We start from the raw sequence: 21375 nt of genomic DNA, 5'->3' as shown, positions 1-21375 counted from the left end.
TGTGACGGCGGGCCGTTGTGCGGGTGGTGTGACGGTGGGCCGTTGTGTGGGTGGTGTGGCGGTGGGCCGCTGGGCGGTGGTGTCCGGTGTCGTTGACGACAGTGAGCGCCGGTCGACTCGACCGGCGCTCACTGGGGACAGGCTGATGACGGCCGTCAGCGGGACCGGGCCGTGGCGAGGGCCAGCGCCCGGTGCAGGACCCGCGAGTCACCGAGCATGCCGCGCAGCCGCCGCTCCAGGCCCGCGATCGGCACCAGGTTCTGCGGGGCGCGCGGATCCTTGTACGACGACGACGCGAACTTCGGCAGCGTCGCCGAGGAGAGCCCGGCCAGCTCGATCGCCTGGTCGACGGTCAAGTCGGGGGAGCACTCGACCCGCACGATCCCGGACCACGGCGCCCCCGTGGCCCCGGGCAGCCGCAGGTACCACGACCAGCCGCCCCACACCGTGCCGAGGTGGAAGACCGGGGTCCGCTGGCTCGGCCGCAACGCGGTCACCACGGTGGTCAGCGCGGCCGGCAGGTACTGCTTCTGCTGGGTCTTCACATACCCGATCGTGCGGGGCAGCTGCCGCCGGTTGCGCAGCGGACCGTCCACGATCAGCAGGTCGGCGCCGTCCGTCCCGCCGTCCCGCGCGGCGCTGGAGATCTCGATCTCCAGCGCGGTCAGCGGGCCCTGCACGGCGGCCGGCAGTTTGCTCGCCTCGCCGGTCCCGTTGATCCGGTGGATCTCGTACCGGACCGTGCCGGCCTGCACGTCGGTGATCGACGGGCTCGCGGTGAACAGGCCGCGGCCGACCTTTGCGGAGACCAGCTCGGCCACTCCTCGCCCGAGGTCGCAGCGCACGACGCCCGCCGCGAACGACGCCGCCAGCCCGGCGTAGGAGGTGCCGTCCTCCTCCGCCGTCCAGATCTGCGCGTCGTTGCGCCGCACGCCGTCGACGAGGAACACCACCCGGGGCGGCCGGGCCGCCGGGGGCACGTCGATCGGCGCCCACTCGGCGGCCGGCACCTCCACGTCGGTGTCGACCTGCGCGCTGCTGGGCGAGGCCGGCCCCTCGCCGTCCCCGCCCTCGAAGCTCGCCCCGTACGCCGGGTCCCACGCGTCGACGAACATCCGTGTCACAGGCCGACCCTCTCGACGTACGCGGTCCGCGCGTCCTTGTGCACCTCGAACCGGACCGGCACCCGCTCGGCCAGCCCCTGCACGTGGGTGACCAGCCCGACCATCCGGTCACCGCGGGCGGCGAGGTTCTCCAGCGTCGCCGCGACCACGTCCAGGGTCGCGGCGTCGAGGCTGCCGAAGCCCTCGTCCAGCACGATCGACTCCAGGCTGGCCGCCGTGGTGCTCATCCCGGCGAGCTGCTCGGAGAGCGCCAGCGCGAGGGCGAGCGACGCCTGGAACGTCTCCCCGCCGGAGAGGGTGCGCACCGCGCGGCGCAGCCCGGCGTCGTGGTGGTCGACGACGTAGAACTCGCCCTTGTCGTGCATCAACTCGTACTGCCCGCCGGTGAGCTCGCGCAGGATCCGGGACGCGCCGTCGACCAGCATGTCCAGGGCCTCCTCGAGCAGCCAGCGCTCGAAGTTGTTCGCCCGCAGGTGACCGGCGAGCGACTTGGCGACCCGGCTCTCCAGCTGCAGGGCCATCCGTTGCTCCTGCTGCTCGCGGGCCTGTTCGAGCCGCTCGGCGAGGCGCTGCCAGGCAGCCTCGGCCCGTTCGGCGGTGACCGCCGCGGCCCGGATCAGGGTGGCCTCGGCGTCGTCGGCGCGGGCGGACGGGGGCTGCACCCCGGCCTCGGTGAAGAGCGCCACGATCGCGGCGTGCGCCCGGACCGTGGTGTCGTGCGCGGCGGTCACCGCGGCCTCCGCCTCGTCGCGGCGGGCGAGGCGGGCGGCGTGCTCGGCCCGGGCCCAGCCGACCAGGGACTGCCACGCGGCGGCCAGGTCGTCGCGGTCGGCGGGCGGGGGGACGAAGCGGGCCAGCCCATCCCGTACCACATCGAACTTCCGCCAGGCGGAACGCTGTTGCTCCTCGGCGGCCTGGACCGCCGTCTGCGCGGAGCGCAGCGTGTCGCGCGCGGCGCGGACCGTGGAGGTCGCGTCCTCCAGCTTGCCCTGCAGGCGGCCGAACTCGGCGAGCCGCTGCTTGATCGCCTCGACCCCGGGCAGCCCCTGCACGGCCTTGCGGACCTCGGCGAGGCGGGTCAGATGGTGCTCATACTGCCCGCGCTTGCGTTCGAGGTCGCTCTCCAGGTTGCGGGCCACCGCGTCGCGCTGCTGCCAGCGGGCGGTCGCCTGCTCGGCGGCCTCCCGCGCGGCGGCGCCGGCCGCCTCGGCGAGCCGGACGGCGGACTCGCGCGGCACCTCCGGCACCACGGCGACCGGCTGCTCGCAGACCGGGCAGTTGTCCCCGGCGGTCAGGTGCCCGCGCAGCGCTGTCGCGCGGTCGAGCTGCTGGGCGTCGCGGTAGTCCTGCCGGGCCTGCTCGAGCAGTTGCTGCGCGCCGATGTGCTCGGACTCGGCCAGGTCGGCGGCGGCCCGCGCGTCCTGGCTCTCCACCTCGGCGACCGACACCTTGCCGGCGAACCACGCCTCCTGCTCGACGAGGCGTTCCAGCTCGGTGTGCCGGTCCAGCGCCAGCCGCAGCGACCCGGGATCGCCGGCCGCGGTCAGCTCGCCGCGGACCTTCTCCTCGGCCTCCTCGGCCTCGTGCACCGCCACCGCGGCCTTTCCGGCGGCCTCCCGGGCGGCAAGGATTGCGCCGGTCGCTTCCTCCAGACCTTTCGGCGTACGGACGGAGGAGAGCAGGCCCAGCTCCGCGTCGAGCGTGTCACGGGTGCCGCGGGCCGTCTCCTCGGCCGCCCGCGCCGCCCGCAGCCCCGGCATCGCGGCCTCGACCTCGGTGGTCAGCTCGCGCATCCGCGCCAGACGGGCGGCCGCCTCCTCGACGGCTTCCTCGGTGGCGTCCTCCAGGGCGGCCAGTGACTGATCGACCATTGACAGCTTGGCCTCCGCGGTCTTGCCCCGCTCGGCGGCCTTGACCTGCACCTTCTCGTACATCTGGAGACCCAGCAGGTTGATCAGGATCTGCTGCCGGGTGGCCGGCTTGGCGTGCAGGAAGTCGGCGAACTGGCCCTGCGGCAGCACCACACAGCTGGTGAACTGCTCGTACGGCAGGCCGACGGCGTGCAGCACTGCCTCGTCCATCTCGGCCGGGACGCCGGCCAGGACCTCCCCGAGATCCTCCAGGTCCATGCCGGTGTCCAGCTTCGTCACGTCGAAACCGGGCGGCATGAGCTGCAGCCCCGCGCCGGACGTCTTGACGTTGCCCCGGCCGTCGCGCCGGACGACGCGGGTGGCGACATACCGGTCGCCGGCCGACTCGAAGACCAGGCGCACCCGGGCCTCGGCTGCGGACGGGGCGAGCGCGTTGCCGATGCCCCGGGCGCCGCCCCAGCGGGGGACCTGGCCGTAGAGGACGAAACAGATCGCGTCCAGCACCGTCGACTTGCCCGAGCCGGTCGGGCCCACGAGCGCGAAGTAGTCGGCGTCGGTGAAGTCCACTGTGGTCTGGTCACGGAACACCGTGAAACCGGACATGTCGAGCCGAATGGGCCTCATTGGTTGCTGCTCACCTCGTCGTACAGCGCGTCGAAGAGCTCGCGGACGCCCTCCTCGGCGTTCCCACGACTGTCCAGGTAGTCGCCGAAGAGCTCGCGCGGGGAACGGCCGGCGCGTTCCGCGGCGCGGGCCCCCGTGCGATCGGGCAGCATGTCGGGGTCGATGCGGACCTCCAGAGCGTTCGGCAGCAGCTCCTGCACGTCCTCGCGCAGGCCGGGGCGGGGCGCCTCACGCACCAGGACACGCAGCCAGGCATCCGGAAGGTTCACCGTGGCGAGCTGTTCCAGGGTTCCCTTGACCGTGCGCAGGGTGAGTGCCGAGGTCACCGGGACGTCGCGGACCTGGGCGGCCTTCTCGGCCCCGACGTCGACGATCGCCACCGAGCTGACGTTCTCCTCCTCGCCGAAGTCGACGGCGAGGGGACTGCCCGAATAGCGCACCGGGCAGGGGCCGATCACCCGCTGCGAGCGGTGCAGGTGGCCGAGCGCCACATAGTGCGTGTTCTGCGGGAACACCGTGGAGGGCACGGCGTAGCCCATGATCGTGTGCGCCTCGCGCTCGCCGCCGCCGGTGCTCGCCCCGACCAGGGTCAGGTGCGCGGTGACCAGGTTGACCACGCCGGGCTCGTCGAAGGACGAGCTGAGCTTGGCGATCAGCCGCGCCATCAGATCGGCGTAGGTCTGATTCGCCTCGGCCTCGGTCAACTCGTACATCTCCGCGGCGCGGACCGCGTAGCGCTGGGAGAGGAACGGCAACGCGACGAGTTTCCATCGCTCGCCGGCCGTCGTGGTGCCCTCGATCAGCAGGTCGGCGAGGCTGTCCCGGACCGAGCCGCGCAGCTCGATGCCGGCCGCGTCGGCCCACGGCCGCAGCGCGTCCAGAGCCATGCCGTTGTCGTGGTTGCCGCCGATCGCCACCACCCGCGCCCCGGTGTTGCGCAGGGCGGACAGCGCCCGGGTGACCAGACGTGTCGACTCGGCGGTGGGCGCCGCGGTGTCGTAGAGGTCGCCGGCGACGATGACCAGATCAGGCTGCTCCACCCGGGCGATCTCGATCACCTGGGCGAGCACCCTGGTGTGTTCCTCGAAGCGGTTCCGGCCCTTGAGAACCTTGCCGACGTGCCAATCGGAGGTGTGCAGGATGCGCATCGCAGAACCTTAGACCTAGAACGGGATGTCGTCGTCGCCACCGGCACGCCCGCCGATGACGGCGAACGGGTCGGCGCCCTGCACGATCGAGCGCTGGGTCTCCGCCGGCGGGGGACCGGACTCGGACTTGCGGGTGGCCCACGCCGGGAACGGGAACTCGACGCAGAGCGGGACCGGGATGTCCGGCTGGTTGACGAACATCGTGCCGGGGCGGGCCAGCAGCGCGCGCTGACGCATCGCGGGCGGCAGGAATCCATACTCCGGGCGGGAGGCCTCGGCGGGGTCGAGCCGGCCGACGACCCGGATCGCCGAGTTCGTCACGATCCGCCGCTCGACCTCGCTGGCCGTCTGCTGCGCGCCGATCAGGATCACGCCCAGGGACCGGCCGCGCTCGGCGATGTCCAGCAGCACCTCCTTGATCGGGGAGGAGCCCTCGCGAGGCGCGTACTTGTTCAGCTCGTCGAGGACCACGAAGAGCAGCGGGCGCCCGGTGCCGGCCTTCTCCTTCTCCTCGAACTCGGTCTTGAGCGTCACGCCGACCACGAAGCGCTGCGCCCGGTCCGGCAGGTTGTGCAGGTCGACCACGGTGACCTGGGCGCTGTCGGCGGTCTTGATCTGGTGCGGGCGGCGCTGGGCCAGGTCGCCGCGGATCAGCCGGGACAGGTCGCGCTTGCTGTTGATCATGCGGCGGGCGAACGCGTTGACGGTGCCCATGTTGACCGCGCTGCCGGCCCAGGTGCCCCGGGTCTCGTCGTCGGTGAGCTGCTCGACGATGTGGTCGACGAGATCCCCGTACGACCCGATGCGGCGGCCGTCGATGCTGATCCCGCCCTCGGCCGGGACGGCATACCGGTTCAGGTGGGCGGTGACCGAGTGCACGACCATCGTGTACTGCTGGCGCTCGTCGTCGGCGTCGGCGAACACGTACGGCAAGAGCTTGAGGGAGCAGAACTCGTCAAGCGTCCAGTAGAACGAGTCGACCCCGGTCAGCCGGCCGCTCACGTCGGGGGCGCCGGACGGGTCACCGGCGCGCGGCGGCGCGTAGACCCGGACGTCGGTGAACGGGGTGTCCGGCAGGTCCAGCAGCTTGTAGTTCGCCCGGGTGGCCTCGTCCAGCTTCGTGTTCGGGTGGTCGAGGAAGAGCAGGTCCTCACCCTTGACGTTGAAGATCAGCGCTCGCGCGTTCGCCCCGTCGGCGCCCAGCTGACCGGAACGGAACACCGAGTAGAGCAGGAACGTGGCGAAACTCGTCTTGGTGGCGACGCCGGAGATGCCGGAGATCGAGACGTGCGCGCCGCGCGTGCCGTCCAGGAAGTCGGCGTTCAGGAAGACCGGGACGCCGTCGCGGCCGGTGCCCATCGGGACGCGCCGCTCCATCCGGTCGAAGTGCAGGGCGGCGTCCCGGTCGGCCCCCGAGGCGCGGTGCACGATCGCGCCGGGAGCGGGCGGGACGTAGAGCTCCGGATCGACGCGCGTGGTGGTGATCTCGGCCGCCTCCTGCACCATGGCCGGCAGCGTGCCGTCGGCGATGGCGAACACGTCCGAGTCGAACTGGGCGCCCTCGTGCCGTGCCCGGACCTGGGTGACCACGCCGGAGATCGTCACCGGCTCACGGTCCGGCAGGTCACGCTTCGTGGTCACGACGTCGTCGAGCTGCAGGTAACTGCCGGGGGCGACAGCCGTCCAGAACTGGAGCGGGGTCGCGTCGGCCGTACCAAGAACCCGCCCGACGGGGGAAGTTTCGTCAGACACGCCGATCATGGTGCCTCAGAGGTACGACAAAATCCCCACGGGATCGTCAGCCTTTCGGGTTTTCCACAACTTATGGGGTTCATCCACAGAGTTATGCACAAGATCTTGATCGAAAAGGTCAGACACGCGGGCGGCCGTATCGGAGGAACAGCATGTCCTCCCGGGTCAGCGCGTGCCGCAGTGCCATCCGCCGCGGCGGCGCCGCCGGGCCGTGCGCGATGCGCCCGGCCGAGCCCCCGGCGAGCAGCGGCGCGACGGTGAGGCAGAGCTCGTCGACGAGGTCCGCGGCGATCATCGAGCCGAGCAGGCCCGGGCCGCCCTCGCAGAGCAGTTGGGTCGCCCCGCGCGCGTGCAGCTCCCGCAGGCCGGCCGCCAGGTCGACCCGCTCGTCGCCGACCCGGACCAGCTCGGCGACCTCGGCGATCGGCGAGGAGCGCGGGGCGGCGCCGTGGGTCAGCACGAGCGGCCGGATCGGCGCGTCCGAGAAGATCAGCTGGGCCGGATCGAGATCGAGCGAGCCGGAGACGATCACCATCAGCGGGAACTCGGGCAGGCCCTGGGCCGTACGCCAGGCGCGGTCCTCGGGGGTGAGGCGGAGCGCGTCGTAGCGCTCGGCGCGAACCGTGCCGGCGGCGACGATCAGCGCGTCGCAGACCATCCGCAGGGTGTCGAAGACCTCCTTGTCGCCAGGGCCCTGCAGCCCGGCCGAGAGGCCGCCGACCGTCACCGCGCCGTCGGCGCTGGCGATGAAGTTCACCCGCAGGGCGGGCCGGCCCAGCCGGGGATAGCGTGCGGCCAGCTCGTCCCGGCCGGAGGGCAGCGTGCTCATGGACCGGGCGGCCCGGTCACCGGTGGGACCGGCGCGGGCTCCCGATGCTGGCAGTCGCACCATGACCCGCCCTGGCAGTCCCCGTGCCGCCGATCCCGGCAAGGCTCGCAAATCATGCCTCGACCCTATCGGTCGCGAGGCTGTCGGACAGGCGACAGCCGGGGGCCGGCCCGGAGCCCGGGATGCCCGGCGCGAGTTGTGAAATCTGGCATATCCCACTCGGCTTGACGGCCGGGACACGACCGTGCAACGGGTCGGAAACGCCGGTTGGGCACTGTTTGGGCATCAGCAGGGACGGCGCCACCGGCCGTCGCGACGGGAGGAGTTACATGTTGCTGCGGGTTCGAGTCACCCTGCCGGACCGTCCCGGTGCCCTCGGCCAGGTCGCGCGCACCCTGGGTGTGGCCGGCGCGGACATCGTCCAGGTCGTCGTGCTGGAGCGGCTCGGCGGCCGGGCCGTCGACGACTTCACCGTCGTCTGGCCGGGCGCGGCCCGCGTGGAACGCCTCCTCGCCGGGCTCGCCGCCATTCCCGGCGTCCAGGTCGACGGCGTGTGGAAGGCGATCGGCGCGCCCGTCAACGGCGGTCACGACGCCGAGCTGCTCGCCCAGGTCGCCGCGAACCCGGCGGACGGCCTGGCCACCCTCGTCGACGCCATGCCCGGCCTGCTCGCCGCCGACTGGGCGGCCGCCGCGGTGGTTCCCGCCGACTGGGCGGCCCGCAGCGGCGCCAACGGCGTCAAGCACGAACCCCGGGTGGCGTACGCGTCGTGGCGCGCCCCGTCCCCGCTGCACCTGCCCGAGGTCACCCCGTTGCGGGCCCGGCCGTTCGCCGAGCCGGGCGGCGCCCGTTACGCGGTCGCGCCGTTCGGTCGTGGCGGCCTGGTCCTGCTGGTCGCCCGCACCGACGAGGACGACCTGCAGGCGGCCGCCTTCCACGTGACCGAGGTGGACCGGGTGGCCCAGCTGGTGCGCGCCGCCGCGGTGATCCTGGGCGACCGGCTGGACGCCGTGACGCCCGCGACCATCGCCAAGGTGTGATCGCTTTAACGACGAATTCGCAGCTCAGGCAATAAGACGGCAACAACGTCGGGGCACTCTTGAGGTGGAGCGAAAGGGGTGCCCCGCATGGCGTTGTGGCGAATCCGGGCGACGGTCGACGACCGTCCCGGCTACCTGTCCGTGCTGACCGCGAGCCTGGCCCTGAAATCGGTCAACATCCTCGCCGTCCAGGTGCACACCACCGAGGGCGGCGCGGTCGACGACTTCCTGGTCGACGCCCCGGACGCGATGACCGAGCCCGACCTGCTGGCCGCGGTGGCCAAGGGCCGCGGGCGGGACGCGTTCGTGAGCCGCGCCGAGGCGCAGGGCCTGGCCGACCAGCCGACCCGCGCGTTCGCCATGGCCGGTCGCCTGGTCCACGAGCCGGACGCGCTCGGCGAGACCCTGGTGACCCTGCTCGACGCCACCGACGTGCGCTGGCGTCCGCACCCGGCTTACGACCAGCCCGGCGTGCACGGCGGGCGGATGACCCTGGCCGACCCGGCCGGCGGCTCCTACGAGGTGCTGCGCGCGCTGCCCGCCTTCACCCCGGCTGAGTATGCGCGGGCCCAGGCCCTGGTCGAGCTCGCCGCCGCGGTCACCCGCCACCAGCGGGAGAATGTGACATTCATGCTGCCGGACGGGGCGGAGGTCACGCTGCGCCCGGCCCTCGCCGACGATCTGGCCGCCGTCCGTGAGCTGCACGACCGGTGCTCGGCGGCCACCCTGCGCCGGCGTTACCTGAGCGGCGGGGCGCCGGTCGAGGCCCGGCTGCGCCGCCTGCTGGAGCCGGTCGGCGGGGTGACCCTGCTCGCGGTCACGTCCGGCGGGCGCGTGGTGGCGATGGCCAGCCTGTTCGCCGAGGGTGAGCTGGGCGAGATCTCGGTCCTCGTCGAGGACGACTGGCAGCGCCGCGGCCTGGGCACCGCCCTGCTCCGGCGGCTGCGCACGCACGCCGGGCGGGCCGGGTTCGCCGCGCTGGTCGCCCACACGGCGGCGGACAACGCGGCGATGCTGCGCACGTTGCGCCGCCTCGGCCGCGGTTCTCTGGACCGCGACGGCGCCCTGGTCAGCGTCACCCTCCCGGCCCGTGCCGAGCCCGTGGCCGATGAGGTCACCTCAGGTCAGGAGCACGAGGACTCTCGCTATTCCGGGTAGCGGGTGAGAGGGGTGGCGGCGGGTACTGGTTCAGGCCCGCTGCCACCCAAAACCCCGAGCGACGCGACGGGCCGGTGCCGGCTGCTGTGGGCGCCAGCCTGGTCCCGGTGCGGGCTTGCGGTGCGGCGCGCGGTTGCCGGCTGGTGCTGACGGCTGTGTTCCGGTGCTTTTGCAGCCGTGAGTGCCAGCCGGGTCCCGGTGCGGCGCGCGGTTGCCGGCTGGTGCTGATGGCTGTGGTGGGGCGCTTTTGCAGCCGTGAGCACCAGCCGGAACCACTCGTGGGAGTCACCCGTGGCGGGTGCCGTGCTCCACGCAGGTGGCGGTCCAGCCGGTCGGGACGACCTGAACCTTCATGCGACGCCGGCAATCCGGGCAGAAGCGCGGCGGCTCCAACTCGCGAGCCGTCGCGCACGCCGCGTGGCCGCCCGCCGCCGGTTCGCCGCAGTGGTCGCAGTAGGGCGGGACCGGGGCCGCGCCCTGTGCCCGCGTGCTGCCCCGGTCCATCGGCATCAGAACGTGGCCGACAACGACTTGACCGGCATCTTCAGGTCCTGCAGGAGCTCCAGGTCCGCGGTGGCGGGCCGGCCGAGCGTCGTCAGATAGTTCCCCACGATCACGGCGTTGATGCCGCCCAGCAGGCCCTCCCGGGTGCCGAGGTCACCGAGCGTGATCTCGCGCCCACCCGCATACCGCAGGATGGTCCTCGGCATGGCCAGCCGGAAGGCGGCGATGGCGCGCAGCGCGTCCTTGCCCTCGACCACGGGACGGTCACTGAACGGGGTGCCCGGCCGCGGGTTGAGGAAGTTCAGCGGGACCTCGTGCGGGTCGAGCTCGGCGAGCTGCGCCGCGAACTCGGCACGCTGCTCGATCGTCTCGCCCATGCCGAGGATGCCGCCGCAGCAGACCTCCATGCCGGACTCGCGGACCATCGTCAGCGTGGACCAGCGCTCCTCCCACGAATGGGTGGTCACCACGTTCGGGAAGTGGGACTTGCAGGTCTCGAGATTGTGGTTGTAGCGATGCACGCCCATGTCGACGAGGTCGTCGACCTGCTCCTGGGTGAGCATGCCGAGGCTCGCCGCGACCTGGATGTCGACGGCTTCCTTGATCGCTTTGACACCCTCGCGCATCTGATCCATCAGGCGCTGGTCGGGCCCGCGCACGGCGGCGACGATGCAGAACTCGCTCGCGCCCGTGGCGGCGGTCTGCTCGGCGGCCTTGACCAGGGACGGGATGTCCAGCCAGACGGCCCGGACGGGTGAGGCGAACAGCCCCGACTGGGAGCAGAAGTGGCAGTCCTCCGGGCAGCCGCCGGTCTTCAGCGACACGATCCCCTCGACCTCGACCTCGGGGCCGCACCACTTCATCCGGACGTCATGGGCGAGTTGGAGCAGCTCGGGAAGGTCCTCGTCGGGCAGTCGCAGGATCTCGAGGATCTCGGCCTGATCGAGGCCGGCGCCGCCGTCGAGGACCCGGGCACGTGCCCGGTCGAGGATCTGAGGCATGTCCGTACCCTACAGACTTCCCTTCCCGGCGGGGACTGTCGGAGGTGGGTGGTAGTTTCCGATTCTCGTGATCTCTGGGGGCGTCGTGGCGAACTGGTTGGAGTCGCTCGACCGCCTGGCCCGCGAACGGGCCAAGGCGGGGCTGACCCGTCACCTCAGGCCGCGGCCGGCCGGCGACTCCGTCGTCGATCTGGCCGGCAACGACTATCTCGGCCTCTCCGGCCACGTCGCGGTGGTCTCGGCGGCCAGGTCGGCACTCGAGGCGTACGGGTTGGGAGCCACCGGTTCACGCCTGGTCCGTGGCAGCACCGACGCGCACGCCGCGCTCGAGTCGTCGCTGGCCTCCTGGCTCGGGGCGGAGGCCGCCCTGGTGTTCTCCTCGGGTTACCTGGCGAACCTGGCCGTGATCCGTGCCGTCGCCGCGGTCGGTGACCTGGTCGTCTCCGACGCGTTCAACCACGCGTCCCTGATCGACGGCTGCAAGATCTCCGGCCTGCCGGTGACGGTCGCGCCGCACAACGATCCGGCCGGCGTCGCCGCGATCCTCGACGCGCATCCGGGCCGCACCGCCGCCGTCGTCACCGAGTCGGTCTTCTCCGTGGACGGCGACCTCGCCCCGCTCGCCGAGCTGCACGCGGTCACCTCGGCCCGGGGCGCGCTGCTGATCGTCGACGACGCGCACGCGCTCGGTCTGCTCGGCGGGTCGGGCAGCGGCGGTGTCGCGGCGGCCGGCCTGGCCGGGAAGCCTGACGTGATCGTCACCGCCACGCTCTCCAAGTCGCTGGGCGGCGCGGGCGGGGTGGTCGCCGGCGCCGGGCCGGTGATCCGGCACCTGGTCGACACCGGCCGCACCTTCATCTACGACACCGCCCCGCCGCCCTCCGTGGTCGCCGGCGTGCACGCCGCGGTCGGGCTGGCCCAGGCGGCGGACGATCGGCGGGCGACGCTGTTCGAGCGTGGCGCCCGGATCGCCGCGCGGCTGCGGTCCGCCGGGTTCGAGGTCGCCGACCCGGCGGCCGGGGTGCTGTCGGTGCCCGCGCCGGGCCCGGAGGCCGCGGTCGGCTGGGCCGCGGACTGCCGGGATCGTGGCGTGGCGGTCGGCTGTTTCCGGCCGCCGTCGACGCCGGACGGCAGCTCGCGCCTGCGTCTGACCGTCAACGCGGGCGTGCCCGAGGCGGACTTCGCCCGGGCACTGGACGTGATCGTGGAGTGCGCACCATGAACGCCAACCCACCCCGGACAGCCTCCTCGTACCCGGGAGTCGCGGTCACCCCGCTCCCACGTGGCTGGCGCAGCGGGGGCCACGGGCTGCCGGCGGTCACCGCGCCGCGGACGCCGGATCCGGCCGATCCGCTGCTCGCGCACGGCGGCGGGCGAGCCTCGGGAGTGCACCCCGGGGAGGAACCTGCCACGGCAGTGCGCGCCGAGGATGGACTTGCCACGGGAGGGCACGCCGGGGAGGGACCTGCGGGAGACGGCGAGCGGGGTGAGGGCGTACCGTCGCCGCTTGTGACCGCGCCGCCCCCTGAGCCGGAACCCGGAGAGCCGGGCCCAGCCACCGCAGATCCGGCCGCGACGCCGCAGCCGGAGACCGCCGCGCCCGGCGATCCGGCGGAGGCAACCGACTCCCGTGAAGGTGAAGTCGACGACGCATCGGTGCCCACCGGAGTGCAGGCGACGCCCCGGCGGGCCGCCGCGCCGGGGGAGTGGCACGGCATCGTGCTCGTCACCGGCACCGACACCGAGGTCGGCAAGACCATCAGCACGGCCGCCGTGGCCGCCGCCGCCCAGGCCGAGGGCCTGCGGGTCGCGGTGATCAAGCCGGGGCAGACCGGCACGGTCACCGGCGCGCCGACCGACGCCGAGGTGGTCACCCGGCTGGCCGGGCCGGACACGGTGAAGACTCTCGCGGAGTACCCGGAGCCGCTCGCCCCGCTGGCCGCCGCCAAGGTCGCCGAGCTGCCGCCGCTGGAGCTCTACGAGGTCGTCGACGCGATCCGCGCCGAGGCCGACAAGCACGACCTGGTCCTGGTCGAGGGCGCCGGCGGCCTGCTGGTCCCGATGGGGCTGCGGCCGGGCGGCGATGTCTGGACCTTCGCCGACCTGGCCACCGCGCTGGGGGCGAGCGTGCTGGTGGTGGCCCGCGCCGGGCTGGGCACGCTGAACCACACGGCGCTCACCCTGGAGGCGTTGAGTCGTCGCGGCGTCCCGGCCAAGGTGATTCTGGGCGCGTGGCCGGCCGAGCCGGAGCTGGTCCACTGGGCGAACCTGAGCGAGCTGGTCCCGCATCTGGTCGGCGCGTTGCCGGCCGGCGCGGGGTCGATGGATCCGGGGGTCTTCCGGCGCTCGGCTCCGGGCTGGCTGACGCCGGCCCTGCACGGTGTCCTGGACAACTGGCGGGTCTGGGCCGAGGAGGCGGGGTAACGACGCTCCCGTCACAATTGCGTTGTCGGGAGGTGAGTTCCGTGCAAACTGGCGGCGTGACTTTCACCTTGACGATCGACTGTGGTGGCGGCGGCATCAAGGGCTCGGTGCTCGATGACGCCGGGACGATGCGGGCGCAGCCCATCCGGGTGCCGACGCCGTACCCGTTGCCGCCGGAGCTTTTCGTCAAGACGCTGGTCGATCTGGGTGGCCAGTTGCCGAACGCGGACCGGGTGACCGTCGGCATGCCCGGCATGATCCGGCACGGGGTGGTCGTCGCGACGCCGCACTACGTGACCCGCAGCGGCCCGCGCACCAGGGTGGATCCGGAGCTGGTCGACGCGTGGCACGGGTTCGACGCGCGCACCGCCCTGGCGGAGGCGTTCGGCCTGCCAACACTGGTGCTGAACGACGCCGAGGTGCACGGTGCCGGGGTGGTCGCGGGCACCGGCTGCGAGCTGGTGCTGACGCTGGGCACGGGCCTGGGCTGCGCGCTCTTCGACGGCGGCGAGCTGGCCCCGCACCTGGAGATGTCGCAGGCGCCGGTGCGCTGGGGGATGTCCTACGACACGTACATCGGGGAGCATGAACGCCGTCGTCTGGGCGATGCGCTCTGGTCACGGCGGGTGCGGAACGTGATCGAGGGGTTGCGTCCGGTCTTCCTGTGGGACCGGGTGTACCTGGGTGGCGGCAACTCCCGGCTGATCACCCCGGCCCAGCTGGCCCGGATGGGTGACGACGTGGTCGTGGTGCCGAACACGGCCGGCATCGTCGGCGGGGTGCGCGCGTGGACGCTGGGGCAGCGATGAAGAAGGCCGTGCTGCGGGGGGTGCGCGCGTGGACGCCGGGGCAGCGATGAAGAAGGCCGTGCTGCGGGGGGTGCGCGCGTGGACGCCGGGGCAGCGATGAGGCCGGCCGCGCTGCTGCTCGACTTCGGCGGGGTCCTCGCCGACTCGCCGCGGGAGGCCCGGCCCGTCTCGCCCGAGCTGGTGCTGAAGGTCTACAACCTGATCCACGGCGTTCTCACGCCGGGCCGGATCCAGCAGTCGTTCGCCACCGGCGGCGAGGCGTATGCCCGCTGGCGGGACGAGGACTCGCCGGACGAGTTGCCGCAGGCCGAGGTCTGGGAGCGGTTCGTGATCAAGGATTGGCCGCCGGCCGCGCAGGTGGCGGTCCGGGGCGCGATCACGAAGCTCAGCTACGCCTGGGCCTGGCGCAACAGCTGGGAGTTGCGGCCGGGCATCCGCGAGGCGCTGGCGGCGTACACGACGGCCGGGATCCCGCTGGCAGTGGTCAGCAACACGCTCAGCGGCGCCGCGCACCGGGACTATCTGGCCGCGGCCGGGATCGATCACCACTTCGCCGTGCAGATCTACAGCGACGAGGCCGGCGTCCGTAAGCCGAACCCGCAGATGATCTGGAACGCCACCGACGCGCTCGGGGTGCCGCCGGCGGAGTGCTGGTTCGTCGGTGACAGCAGGCGGCGTGACGTGGCGTGTGCCCGGCGCGCCGACGTGGCCAAGGCGATCCTGATGCCGTCGGGCCGCAAGGACCCGGACGATCCGATGCTCAGCCCCGAGCCGGACGTGATCGTCCAGGACGGCTTCGGGCTGATCGCCCTCCTGTCCGAGTGAGTGCTGATCGCCCTCCTGTCCGAGTGAGTCAGGACAGGACCTGCCAGACCGAGGTACGCCGTTGCGTGCAGCTCTCCAGGGCCTCGGTGACCGGCACGTCGTAGGTCGCCCGCCTGACCAGCCCCTCCGGAAGGTACGCCCGGCCGGGGTCGCCGACCAGGACGAGCGACCCCCGCCCGGCCGCCCGCCGCAGATAGGGCAGCACCCGCCCGGCCATCTCCCGGCTGTAGAAGACGTCGCCGGCCAGCACCACCCCGTACTTGTCGTCGGTGTCCAGCAGGTCCCCTTCGAGGGTCTGCACCGCCACCCCGTTGTCCTCGGCGTTGGCCGCGGCCGCCGCCAGCGACAGCGGATCGATGTCGTTGGCGACCACCGGCCGGGCCCCGGCGAGCGCCGCCGCGACGGCGACCAGGCCGGACCCGGTGGCCAGATCGAGCACGCTGCGCCCGGCCACCAGTGACGGCTCGTCGAGGATGTGCCGGGCTAGCGCCTGCCCGCCGGCCCAGGCGAACGCCCAGAACGGTGGCGGCTGCTCGTCCCCGCTCGCCTCGGTCGCCTCCCAGAGCGCGATCGGCTCCTCGGCCTGCCGCAGCTTGACCTCCGGGATGAAGGCGACCGGCGCCAGGACGGTGTGAGCGCGTACGAATTCGAGAAGCACCAGACGATTGTGCCCGTTGGCTCAGATCGGTGATCCACCAGCCGAAGAGTCGGTCATAGAGGACTGAGTCGGGAGGATGACGCCGGATGCCGACGCGATGGCCGGCTGCCCTGTTCGGCGCCTGGATCGTGGTCCTCGCCGTCGCCTACGCGGTCGCCGCCGAGCTGCGCGGCTGGCTGATCCTGGCGGGTGGCCTCTCCGCGGCCGTCGCCGTGCTCGTCGGGACCTACCGCGCTCAGCCCGACGACCGCCGGCCGTGGTGGTTGCTGGCCGGTGCGACGGTGCTCTCCGGGCTGGGCGCCGCGATCGGCAACGCCCCGTCGTTCCTGACGAACTGGCTGTCGTGGCTGGAGCCGGTCGGCACGGCGCTGCTGCTCGCCTCCTACCCGCTGCTGGCGGCCGCGCTCGCGGTGTTCACGCGGCGGCGCACCGGCTCGGGCCGGGACGTGCCGGGCCTGCTCGACGCGGCGATCGTCACGTCCGGCGCGGCGCTGCTGGTCTGGACGTTCGTGATCGGCCCGCGGATGTCCGACCTGTCCGTGGGCGGCCTGGAGCAGTTGCTCCCGGTGGCCGACCTGCTCTGCCTGGGCCTGCTGATCCGGCTGGCCGTGGTGCCGGGGCGGCTGGTCGCCTCGGGGTACTGGCTCGGCGCGGGCACCGGCGCGATGCTGGTCGCGGACGTGGTGCGGACCTCGGCGTACGGGCAGCTGGCCCTGTACGCGACCGCCGCGATGGCCGCCCTGATCCCGTCGATGGCCGAGCTCACCCGCCAGTCGGGAGCGCAGGCCTCGGAGACCAGCCGCGGACGCCTGGCCCTGCTCGCGATCGCCGCGCTGGTCGCACCGAGCGTGCTGATGGCGAAGCTGTTCCAGGAGAGCCAGGTGGCCGGCCTGTTCCTGGTGGCGGTGCTCAGTCTGCTGATGTTGATGCTGGTCCTGGCCCGGATGGCCGGGATCATGACGAGCCACCGGCAGGCGATGACCCGGGAGCGCGCGCTGCGCGAGGCGTCGGCGGCGCTGGTCTCGGCGGCGGACGCCGAGGCGGTCGGGCTGGCGGTCCGCACCACTGTCGCCCAGCTGCTGCCCGGGGACGTGCCGCACGGCGTGGTGCTGGCGATCAGCATCGCCCAGGCCGAGCCGTCGTCGCCGGAGGCCGCCGCGCAGGCGGCGGTGGACCGGGCGACCGGCACCGCGGCCCGGCTGGTGCACACCCGGGACGTGGACTGGGCGGTCGCGGTCCGGCTCACCCAGTTCCCCGAGACGCTGCGCTGCCCGATGGTGCTGCAGGACCGTCCGCACGGCGATTCGCTGGTGGGGGTGCTGCACGTGGGCGCGCCCGGCTGGGCGTTGCGCGAGCTGCAGCGCTCGGTGGAGGTGCTGGCCGGGCAGGTGGCGCTGGCGCTGGAGCGGATCGCGCTGAACCACGAGGTCAACCAGCGCAACAGCGAGACGTACTTCCGGACCCTGATCCAGAACACCGCCGACGTGATCACGATCCTGGACTCCGACGACCGGATCCGGTACGCCAGCCCGTCCGCCCTCGGGGTCTTCGGCGCCGACCCGACCGGGGTGCGCCTGCCCGACGTCATCCACGTGGCTGACCGGAACCGGCTGATCGACGTCCTGGGCGCGGTCCGTGGCGGCGACACCGTCTCGCAGCAGCTGGACTTCCGGGCGCTCAACGCGCGCGGCACCGAGCTGCTGCTCGAGCTGCACTGCCAGGACCTGCGCGCGGACCCCAGCGTGGCCGGCGTGGTGATCACCATGCGGGACGTCACCGAGCCCCGCAAACTCCAGCGGGAGCTGATGCACCAGGCGTTCCACGACGCGATGACGGGCCTGGCGAACCGGGTGCTCTTCCACGACCGGCTCCAGCACGCGCTGGCCCGCAGTGCCCGGGACGGGTCGGTGGTCGGGGTGCTCTTCATCGACCTGGACGACTTCAAGATCGTGAACGACACGCTGGGGCACGCCATCGGCGACCAGCTGCTGATCGAGGTCGCGAACCGGATCGCCGGCTCGCTGCGCGCCGACGACACGGCTGCCCGGCTCGGCGGTGACGAGTTCGCGGCCCTGATCGAGAACGTCAACGACCCCCTCGCGGTCGAGGACACCGCCAACCGGATCCTGACCGCGCTCGCCTCGCCGATCGACACCGACGCCAAGCCGCTCCACGCGATGACCAGCATCGGCATCACCACCACGCTGGAGGCCACCGACGGGGACGAGCTGCTGCGCCAGGCCGACCTCGCGCTCTACGTCGCGAAGGGCGCCGGCAAGAACCAGTGGCGGCGCTACCAGCGGCACCTGCACGCCGAGATGGTCGAGCGGCTGGAGTTGCGCTCGGCGCTCGACCACGCGGTCAACGAGGGCCACTTCCTGCTGCACTACCAGCCGATCGTGGACCTGGTCACCGGTTACGCGGTCGGCTTCGAGGCGCTGGTCCGCTGGGCCCACCCGAGCCGCGGCGTGATCACCCCGGAGGAGTTCATCGAGGTCGCCGAGGAGAGCGGGCTGATCGTGCCGATGGGCCGGTGGGTCCTGGAGGAGGCGCTGCGCACGGTCTCGGAGTGGCGCCGGATCCTGCCGCCGGGCGGTGCGCCCTACGTCAGCGTCAACGTGTCGGTCCGCCAGTTCCGGGAGGCCGGCTTCGTGGAACAGGTGCGCAACGCGCTGCACCACACCGGCGTACCCCCGCAGTCCCTGATGCTGGAGATCACCGAGACGTTGCTGATGAAGGACGACGAGCAGCGGATCTGGGCCGATCTGAGCGTGCTGCGCGAGATGGGCATCCGGATCGCCATCGACGACTTCGGCACCGGTTACTCGTCGCTGGGCTACCTGCGGCAACGCCCGATCGACATCGTCAAGATCGACAAGACCTTCATCGACGACATGGTCACCAGCCCGCAGCTGGTCGGTGGCATCGTCAGCCTGGCCCGATCGCTGCAACTCGTGGTGGTCGCCGAGGGGATCGAGGACATGGCGCACCGCGACCTGCTGGTCCGGATGGGCTGCCCACTGGGCCAGGGCTTCCTCTTCTCCAGCCCGCTCGGCCCGACCGAGGTGCTCGCCTGGATGACCAGCGCCTCGGTCGCCGTCTGAAGCCTCCGATCAAGGGCGATTTCCCGGTACGTCGTCAGTAGGGGTTCCCGGAGCCGGGCAACCGCCCGCGCAACAGTCCACCGAGGCGCCCCGGCTTGCTGCCCGCTGGGTCCAGCGGCGGCGAGTCGTCCCGCCCGGCCCGCTCGGCCAGCCCGTCCACCAGCTCGTGCAGCGACTCCACCGCGCCCCGCGCCGGCCGCCACCCGAGTTCGTCCCGCGCCCGGTCGCACGACAGCAGCGGGGCCTTGAGCGCCAGCTTGACCCACCCGCGGTCCACCGGTTGCAGCCGCAGCGCCCAGCTCAGCGCCGCCGCCCCCGCCAGCACGAACCCCGGCACCGGCAGCGGCATCCCGTGGAACGCCTTGGCCAGCACCATCGGGTCGAGCACCGGCCCGGCCGCGATGTTGAACGCGCCGTGCACGTCGGCCCGCAACGCCAGCAGGTACGCCTCGGCGACGTCGTCCGCGTGCACCGCCTGCAGCCGCAGCCCCGGGTTGGCCGGGAGCACCGGCACCCAGCCGAAGCGCAGCAGCCGCGCGGGCAGGAGCGGCCCGGCGAAGTAGCGCCCGATCTCCGTCCCGGCGTCCCGCTGGAAGATCAGCCCCGGCCGCAGCCGCACCACCCGCAGCGTCGGATGGTCGGACTCGATCTCGTCGAGCATCCGCTCGGTCAGCACCTTGTGCCGGCTGTAGGACGACTCCGGCACGCCGGCCCGCGGCCAGCTCTCCTTGACGTACGCCCACTTCGGTCCCGGCGAGTACACCCCGACCGAGGACGCGTGCACGAGCGTGGCGACCCCGGCCCGCAGCGCCGCCCGGAACACCGCGCGGCTGCCGAGCACGTTCGTCCGGTAGAGCTGCCGCTGGTCGTGACTGGGCTGGATCTGCCAGGCCAGATTCACCACCGCGTCGGCGCCGTTCAGGATCGGGGTGAGCCGGTCCAGGGCGTCGTCGCGCCCGATGTCGACCGAGTGCCACTCCATGTCGGCGTACGGCCCGCTGTCCCGTGGGGTGCGGCGGGCAATTCCGATGACCTCGACGTCCGTCTCGCTCCGGAGGCGGCGCAGCAGCGCGGTGCCGGCGTTACCGGTCGCGCCCACGATGACGACACGCATGCCGGAGGGCGTACCCGCGGGACCGCGATCGAATCGGATTCACGCGACTATTCCGCACCGCAAGTTTTCCGCGCCCGGTCCGCGGCATGCCGGTTTCCGCGTCCGGACCGGCGGTTTTCCTTCTTCCCGGACGCCGGTTTCCGCACTTCCCGGCGTCGGTTTCCGCCGTTGCGATACGTCGCGTTTCCGGCTCGGCTTCGCCCGCGCCGCGGCGATAGGTCGGCCCCGTACCGGCCCGGCGTCGCGGTTTTCGCGCACGTCCCGCGCCGTTTTCCGGCACGGTCCGATCAGTTTTCCGGTACGCCGTGAGCCCGGCCCGCCCCACGATTCAGCCGCCGGTCGGTGGTCACGGGCGCCGCGCCGGTCACGACGCAAGCGTCCCGGATCGGGGTCATTCCACGCGGCCCGCCGAAATGGCCGGATCCCGATCATGAACGCGGGTTGTCCGCGCCGGACGCCGGAATCCGCCCGGATCGACTCCGGTCATCAGGGGAACCGTGCGCCCCGGCGGCCGCCCGGCCCACGCGTTCCGGCCGTGCCGGATCGGTGCCCGAGGGACGTCCCGCGGAGTTCTGCTGTGAAAACGGCGCCACCGGGTGACCCGGTGACGCCGTTTACGACAGGCGGACGGACTATCGCTTGGCGTGGTACGCCTCGACGACGTTGCTCGGGATCCGGCCACGCTCGGAAACGGGGTAGCCGTTCTTGTTGGCCCACTCCCGAATGGCCTGATTCTGGTCGCGGCTCGACCGGCTCGTCGCGGCCGGGGCGGCCCGCCGGGCAACCGTCGGAGTGACACCGGAACGGCCCAGGCGCGTGGCCGCGGAGAGGAACGGTTCCAGAGCCTTACGCAGCTTGCCGGCGTTCTTCTCGGACAGATCGATCGTGTAGTTCACGCCGTCGAGTCCGAATTCGACGGTGCGGTCGGCCTCTCCGCCGTCGAGGTCGTCGGTCAGAAGGGTAATAATCTGCTTGGCCATGTTGTGTTCGCTCCTACAGCGATGTCATTCGGGTGACGGCTGTACGCGAGCGATGGGGATGCCGCGATTAGTCGTCGTCACATTCATTGTGTCGCGCACATGGTAGCCATTGCAAATTGCGTCTCTTGGCATGTCGCAATTCCTCTGCGCATCCACTCGGCAGCGGAGGGTGGTCAGCCCTGCTCGGAAACGTTGCCCGGAGACTCTTTTCGTACCTGTGAATGTGCGGTAACGTCACACCTGGGAGCGCTCCCAGACCTCCGGAGCCCTCGGTGAGAAGCGCTGCCCACGCCAGCACGCCGGCGCCCCGATCCCGAGCCGCCTCGTCGCCGATTCTCCGACGCCGGGGCGGTTCGTCCAACCCTCCCGCCGCCCGGTTGGTCCTCAGCCCCGTCCCACCCCGCACGTCC

At 72.5% G+C, this 21375-nt stretch carries 17 protein-coding genes; 7 read left to right on the top strand and 10 right to left on the bottom strand.

All coding sequences use genetic code 11. The features are described 5' to 3' along the window. Positions 1 to 155: 155 nt before the first annotated feature. The 5 genes from Acy02nite_RS25850 to Acy02nite_RS25830 all read right to left on the bottom strand — a co-directional run bounded on the left by Acy02nite_RS25850 (position 156) and on the right by Acy02nite_RS25830 (position 7348). Positions 156 to 1124, bottom strand: a complete 969-nt coding sequence (locus tag Acy02nite_RS25850; protein ID WP_203744969.1) for a hypothetical protein — start codon at positions 1122 to 1124, stop codon at positions 156 to 158. Next, complete coding sequence (locus Acy02nite_RS25845) at positions 1121 to 3619, bottom strand: AAA family ATPase (RefSeq protein ID WP_203744967.1); 2499 nt, start codon at positions 3617 to 3619, stop codon at positions 1121 to 1123. The genes Acy02nite_RS25850 and Acy02nite_RS25845 overlap by 4 nt, the downstream gene beginning before the upstream one ends. Continuing rightward, positions 3616 to 4767, bottom strand: coding sequence for an exonuclease SbcCD subunit D (locus tag Acy02nite_RS25840; RefSeq protein WP_203744965.1), 1152 nt, complete (start codon positions 4765 to 4767; stop codon positions 3616 to 3618). Before Acy02nite_RS25840 ends, Acy02nite_RS25845 begins: the two co-directional genes overlap by 4 nt. 15 nt (positions 4768 to 4782) lie before the next feature. Continuing rightward, on the bottom strand, positions 4783 to 6528 hold the full coding sequence (locus Acy02nite_RS25835) for an ATP-binding protein (protein WP_203744963.1): 1746 nt from the start codon (positions 6526 to 6528) through the stop codon (positions 4783 to 4785). Between the two features lie 109 nt (positions 6529 to 6637). Beyond that, positions 6638 to 7348, bottom strand: a complete 711-nt coding sequence (locus Acy02nite_RS25830) for a pyrimidine reductase family protein (protein WP_239175210.1) — start codon at positions 7346 to 7348, stop codon at positions 6638 to 6640. A gap of 329 nt (positions 7349 to 7677) precedes the next feature. Here Acy02nite_RS25830 and Acy02nite_RS25825 point away from each other — a divergent pair, with 329 nt between their 5' ends. Both Acy02nite_RS25825 and Acy02nite_RS25820 read left to right on the top strand, forming a co-directional pair. Beyond that, positions 7678 to 8388 (top strand): ACT domain-containing protein, encoded by a 711-nt coding sequence (locus Acy02nite_RS25825; protein ID WP_203744959.1) that lies wholly within the window; start codon positions 7678 to 7680, stop codon positions 8386 to 8388. A gap of 87 nt (positions 8389 to 8475) precedes the next feature. Continuing rightward, positions 8476 to 9546, top strand: coding sequence for a GNAT family N-acetyltransferase (locus tag Acy02nite_RS25820; protein WP_203744957.1), 1071 nt, complete (start codon positions 8476 to 8478; stop codon positions 9544 to 9546). A 285-nt stretch (positions 9547 to 9831) separates the two neighbouring features. Here the strand turns inward: Acy02nite_RS25820 and bsaP are convergent, their stop codons facing one another. Both bsaP and bioB read right to left on the bottom strand, forming a co-directional pair. Next, the gene (bsaP, locus tag Acy02nite_RS46685; protein ID WP_307872294.1) at positions 9832 to 10056 is read right to left on the bottom strand and encodes a biotin synthase auxiliary protein BsaP; all 225 of its coding nucleotides are present in this window, start codon (positions 10054 to 10056) and stop codon (positions 9832 to 9834) included. Next, positions 10056 to 11051: a biotin synthase BioB gene (bioB, locus tag Acy02nite_RS25815; protein ID WP_203744954.1), complete on the bottom strand. Its 996-nt coding sequence runs from the start codon at positions 11049 to 11051 to the stop codon at positions 10056 to 10058. Before bioB ends, bsaP begins: the two co-directional genes overlap by 1 nt. Positions 11052 to 11136: 85 nt before the next feature. Between bioB and Acy02nite_RS25810 the strand changes: the two genes are divergently transcribed. The 4 genes from Acy02nite_RS25810 (at position 11137) to Acy02nite_RS25795 (ending at position 15109) form a co-directional block, all read left to right on the top strand. Then, the gene (locus tag Acy02nite_RS25810) at positions 11137 to 12273 is read left to right on the top strand and encodes an 8-amino-7-oxononanoate synthase (protein WP_203744952.1); all 1137 of its coding nucleotides are present in this window, start codon (positions 11137 to 11139) and stop codon (positions 12271 to 12273) included. 434 nt (positions 12274 to 12707) lie between these two features. After that, the gene (gene bioD, locus Acy02nite_RS25805; protein WP_239175230.1) at positions 12708 to 13475 is read left to right on the top strand and encodes a dethiobiotin synthase; all 768 of its coding nucleotides are present in this window, start codon (positions 12708 to 12710) and stop codon (positions 13473 to 13475) included. 56 nt (positions 13476 to 13531) lie between these two features. Beyond that, complete coding sequence (locus tag Acy02nite_RS25800) at positions 13532 to 14284, top strand: ROK family protein (RefSeq protein ID WP_203744950.1); 753 nt, start codon at positions 13532 to 13534, stop codon at positions 14282 to 14284. Between the two features lie 96 nt (positions 14285 to 14380). Then, positions 14381 to 15109: an HAD family hydrolase gene (locus tag Acy02nite_RS25795; protein ID WP_203745256.1), complete on the top strand. Its 729-nt coding sequence runs from the start codon at positions 14381 to 14383 to the stop codon at positions 15107 to 15109. A 28-nt stretch (positions 15110 to 15137) separates the two neighbouring features. On the opposite strand, the gene Acy02nite_RS25790 is transcribed toward Acy02nite_RS25795, so the two are convergent. Beyond that, positions 15138 to 15767 carry a class I SAM-dependent methyltransferase gene (locus Acy02nite_RS25790; RefSeq protein ID WP_203744948.1) on the bottom strand — a complete coding sequence of 210 codons (630 nt, stop codon included), beginning with the start codon at positions 15765 to 15767 and terminating at the stop codon, positions 15138 to 15140. An 86-nt stretch (positions 15768 to 15853) separates the two neighbouring features. On the opposite strand from Acy02nite_RS25790, the gene Acy02nite_RS25785 reads away from it, so the two are divergent. Then, on the top strand, positions 15854 to 18871 hold the full coding sequence (locus Acy02nite_RS25785) for a putative bifunctional diguanylate cyclase/phosphodiesterase (protein WP_203744946.1): 3018 nt from the start codon (positions 15854 to 15856) through the stop codon (positions 18869 to 18871). A 34-nt stretch (positions 18872 to 18905) separates the two neighbouring features. Here the strand turns inward: Acy02nite_RS25785 and Acy02nite_RS25780 are convergent, their stop codons facing one another. Both Acy02nite_RS25780 and Acy02nite_RS25775 read right to left on the bottom strand, forming a co-directional pair. Beyond that, positions 18906 to 19985, bottom strand: coding sequence for an NAD-dependent epimerase/dehydratase family protein (locus Acy02nite_RS25780; protein ID WP_203744944.1), 1080 nt, complete (start codon positions 19983 to 19985; stop codon positions 18906 to 18908). Between the two features lie 632 nt (positions 19986 to 20617). Further along, entirely contained in the window at positions 20618 to 20965 is a 348-nt protein-coding gene (locus Acy02nite_RS25775) for a histone-like nucleoid-structuring protein Lsr2 (protein ID WP_203744943.1), read from the bottom strand. Positions 20966 to 21375: the final 410 nt, after the last annotated feature.

The sequence above is a fragment of the Actinoplanes cyaneus genome (assembly GCF_016862095.1).
Lineage (GTDB): Bacteria > Actinomycetota > Actinomycetes > Mycobacteriales > Micromonosporaceae > Actinoplanes > Actinoplanes cyaneus.
Note: the sequence above shows the minus strand (reverse complement) of the source record. Positions and strands in the feature narration are given on the sequence as shown.

Excerpts from the sequence above, each read along its gene's own strand:
- Acy02nite_RS25845 (WP_203744967.1), bottom strand. The coding sequence starts at position 3,619 with ATGAGGCCCATTCGGCTCGACATGTCCGGTTTCACGGTGTTCCGTGAC.
- Acy02nite_RS25840 (WP_203744965.1), bottom strand. The coding sequence starts at position 4,767 with ATGCGCATCCTGCACACCTCCGATTGGCACGTCGGCAAGGTTCTCAAG.
- Acy02nite_RS25835 (WP_203744963.1), bottom strand. The coding sequence starts at position 6,528 with ATGATCGGCGTGTCTGACGAAACTTCCCCCGTCGGGCGGGTTCTTGGT.
- Acy02nite_RS25830 (WP_239175210.1), bottom strand. The coding sequence starts at position 7,348 with ATGAGCACGCTGCCCTCCGGCCGGGACGAGCTGGCCGCACGCTATCCC.
- Acy02nite_RS25825 (WP_203744959.1), top strand. The coding sequence starts at position 7,678 with ATGTTGCTGCGGGTTCGAGTCACCCTGCCGGACCGTCCCGGTGCCCTC.
- Acy02nite_RS25820 (WP_203744957.1), top strand. The coding sequence starts at position 8,476 with ATGGCGTTGTGGCGAATCCGGGCGACGGTCGACGACCGTCCCGGCTAC.
- bsaP (WP_307872294.1), bottom strand. The coding sequence starts at position 10,056 with ATGCCGATGGACCGGGGCAGCACGCGGGCACAGGGCGCGGCCCCGGTC.
- bioB (WP_203744954.1), bottom strand. The coding sequence starts at position 11,051 with ATGCCTCAGATCCTCGACCGGGCACGTGCCCGGGTCCTCGACGGCGGC.
- Acy02nite_RS25795 (WP_203745256.1), top strand. The coding sequence starts at position 14,381 with ATGAGGCCGGCCGCGCTGCTGCTCGACTTCGGCGGGGTCCTCGCCGAC.
- Acy02nite_RS25785 (WP_203744946.1), top strand. The coding sequence starts at position 15,854 with ATGCCGACGCGATGGCCGGCTGCCCTGTTCGGCGCCTGGATCGTGGTC.
- Acy02nite_RS25780 (WP_203744944.1), bottom strand. The coding sequence starts at position 19,985 with ATGCGTGTCGTCATCGTGGGCGCGACCGGTAACGCCGGCACCGCGCTG.
- Acy02nite_RS25775 (WP_203744943.1), bottom strand. The coding sequence starts at position 20,965 with ATGGCCAAGCAGATTATTACCCTTCTGACCGACGACCTCGACGGCGGA.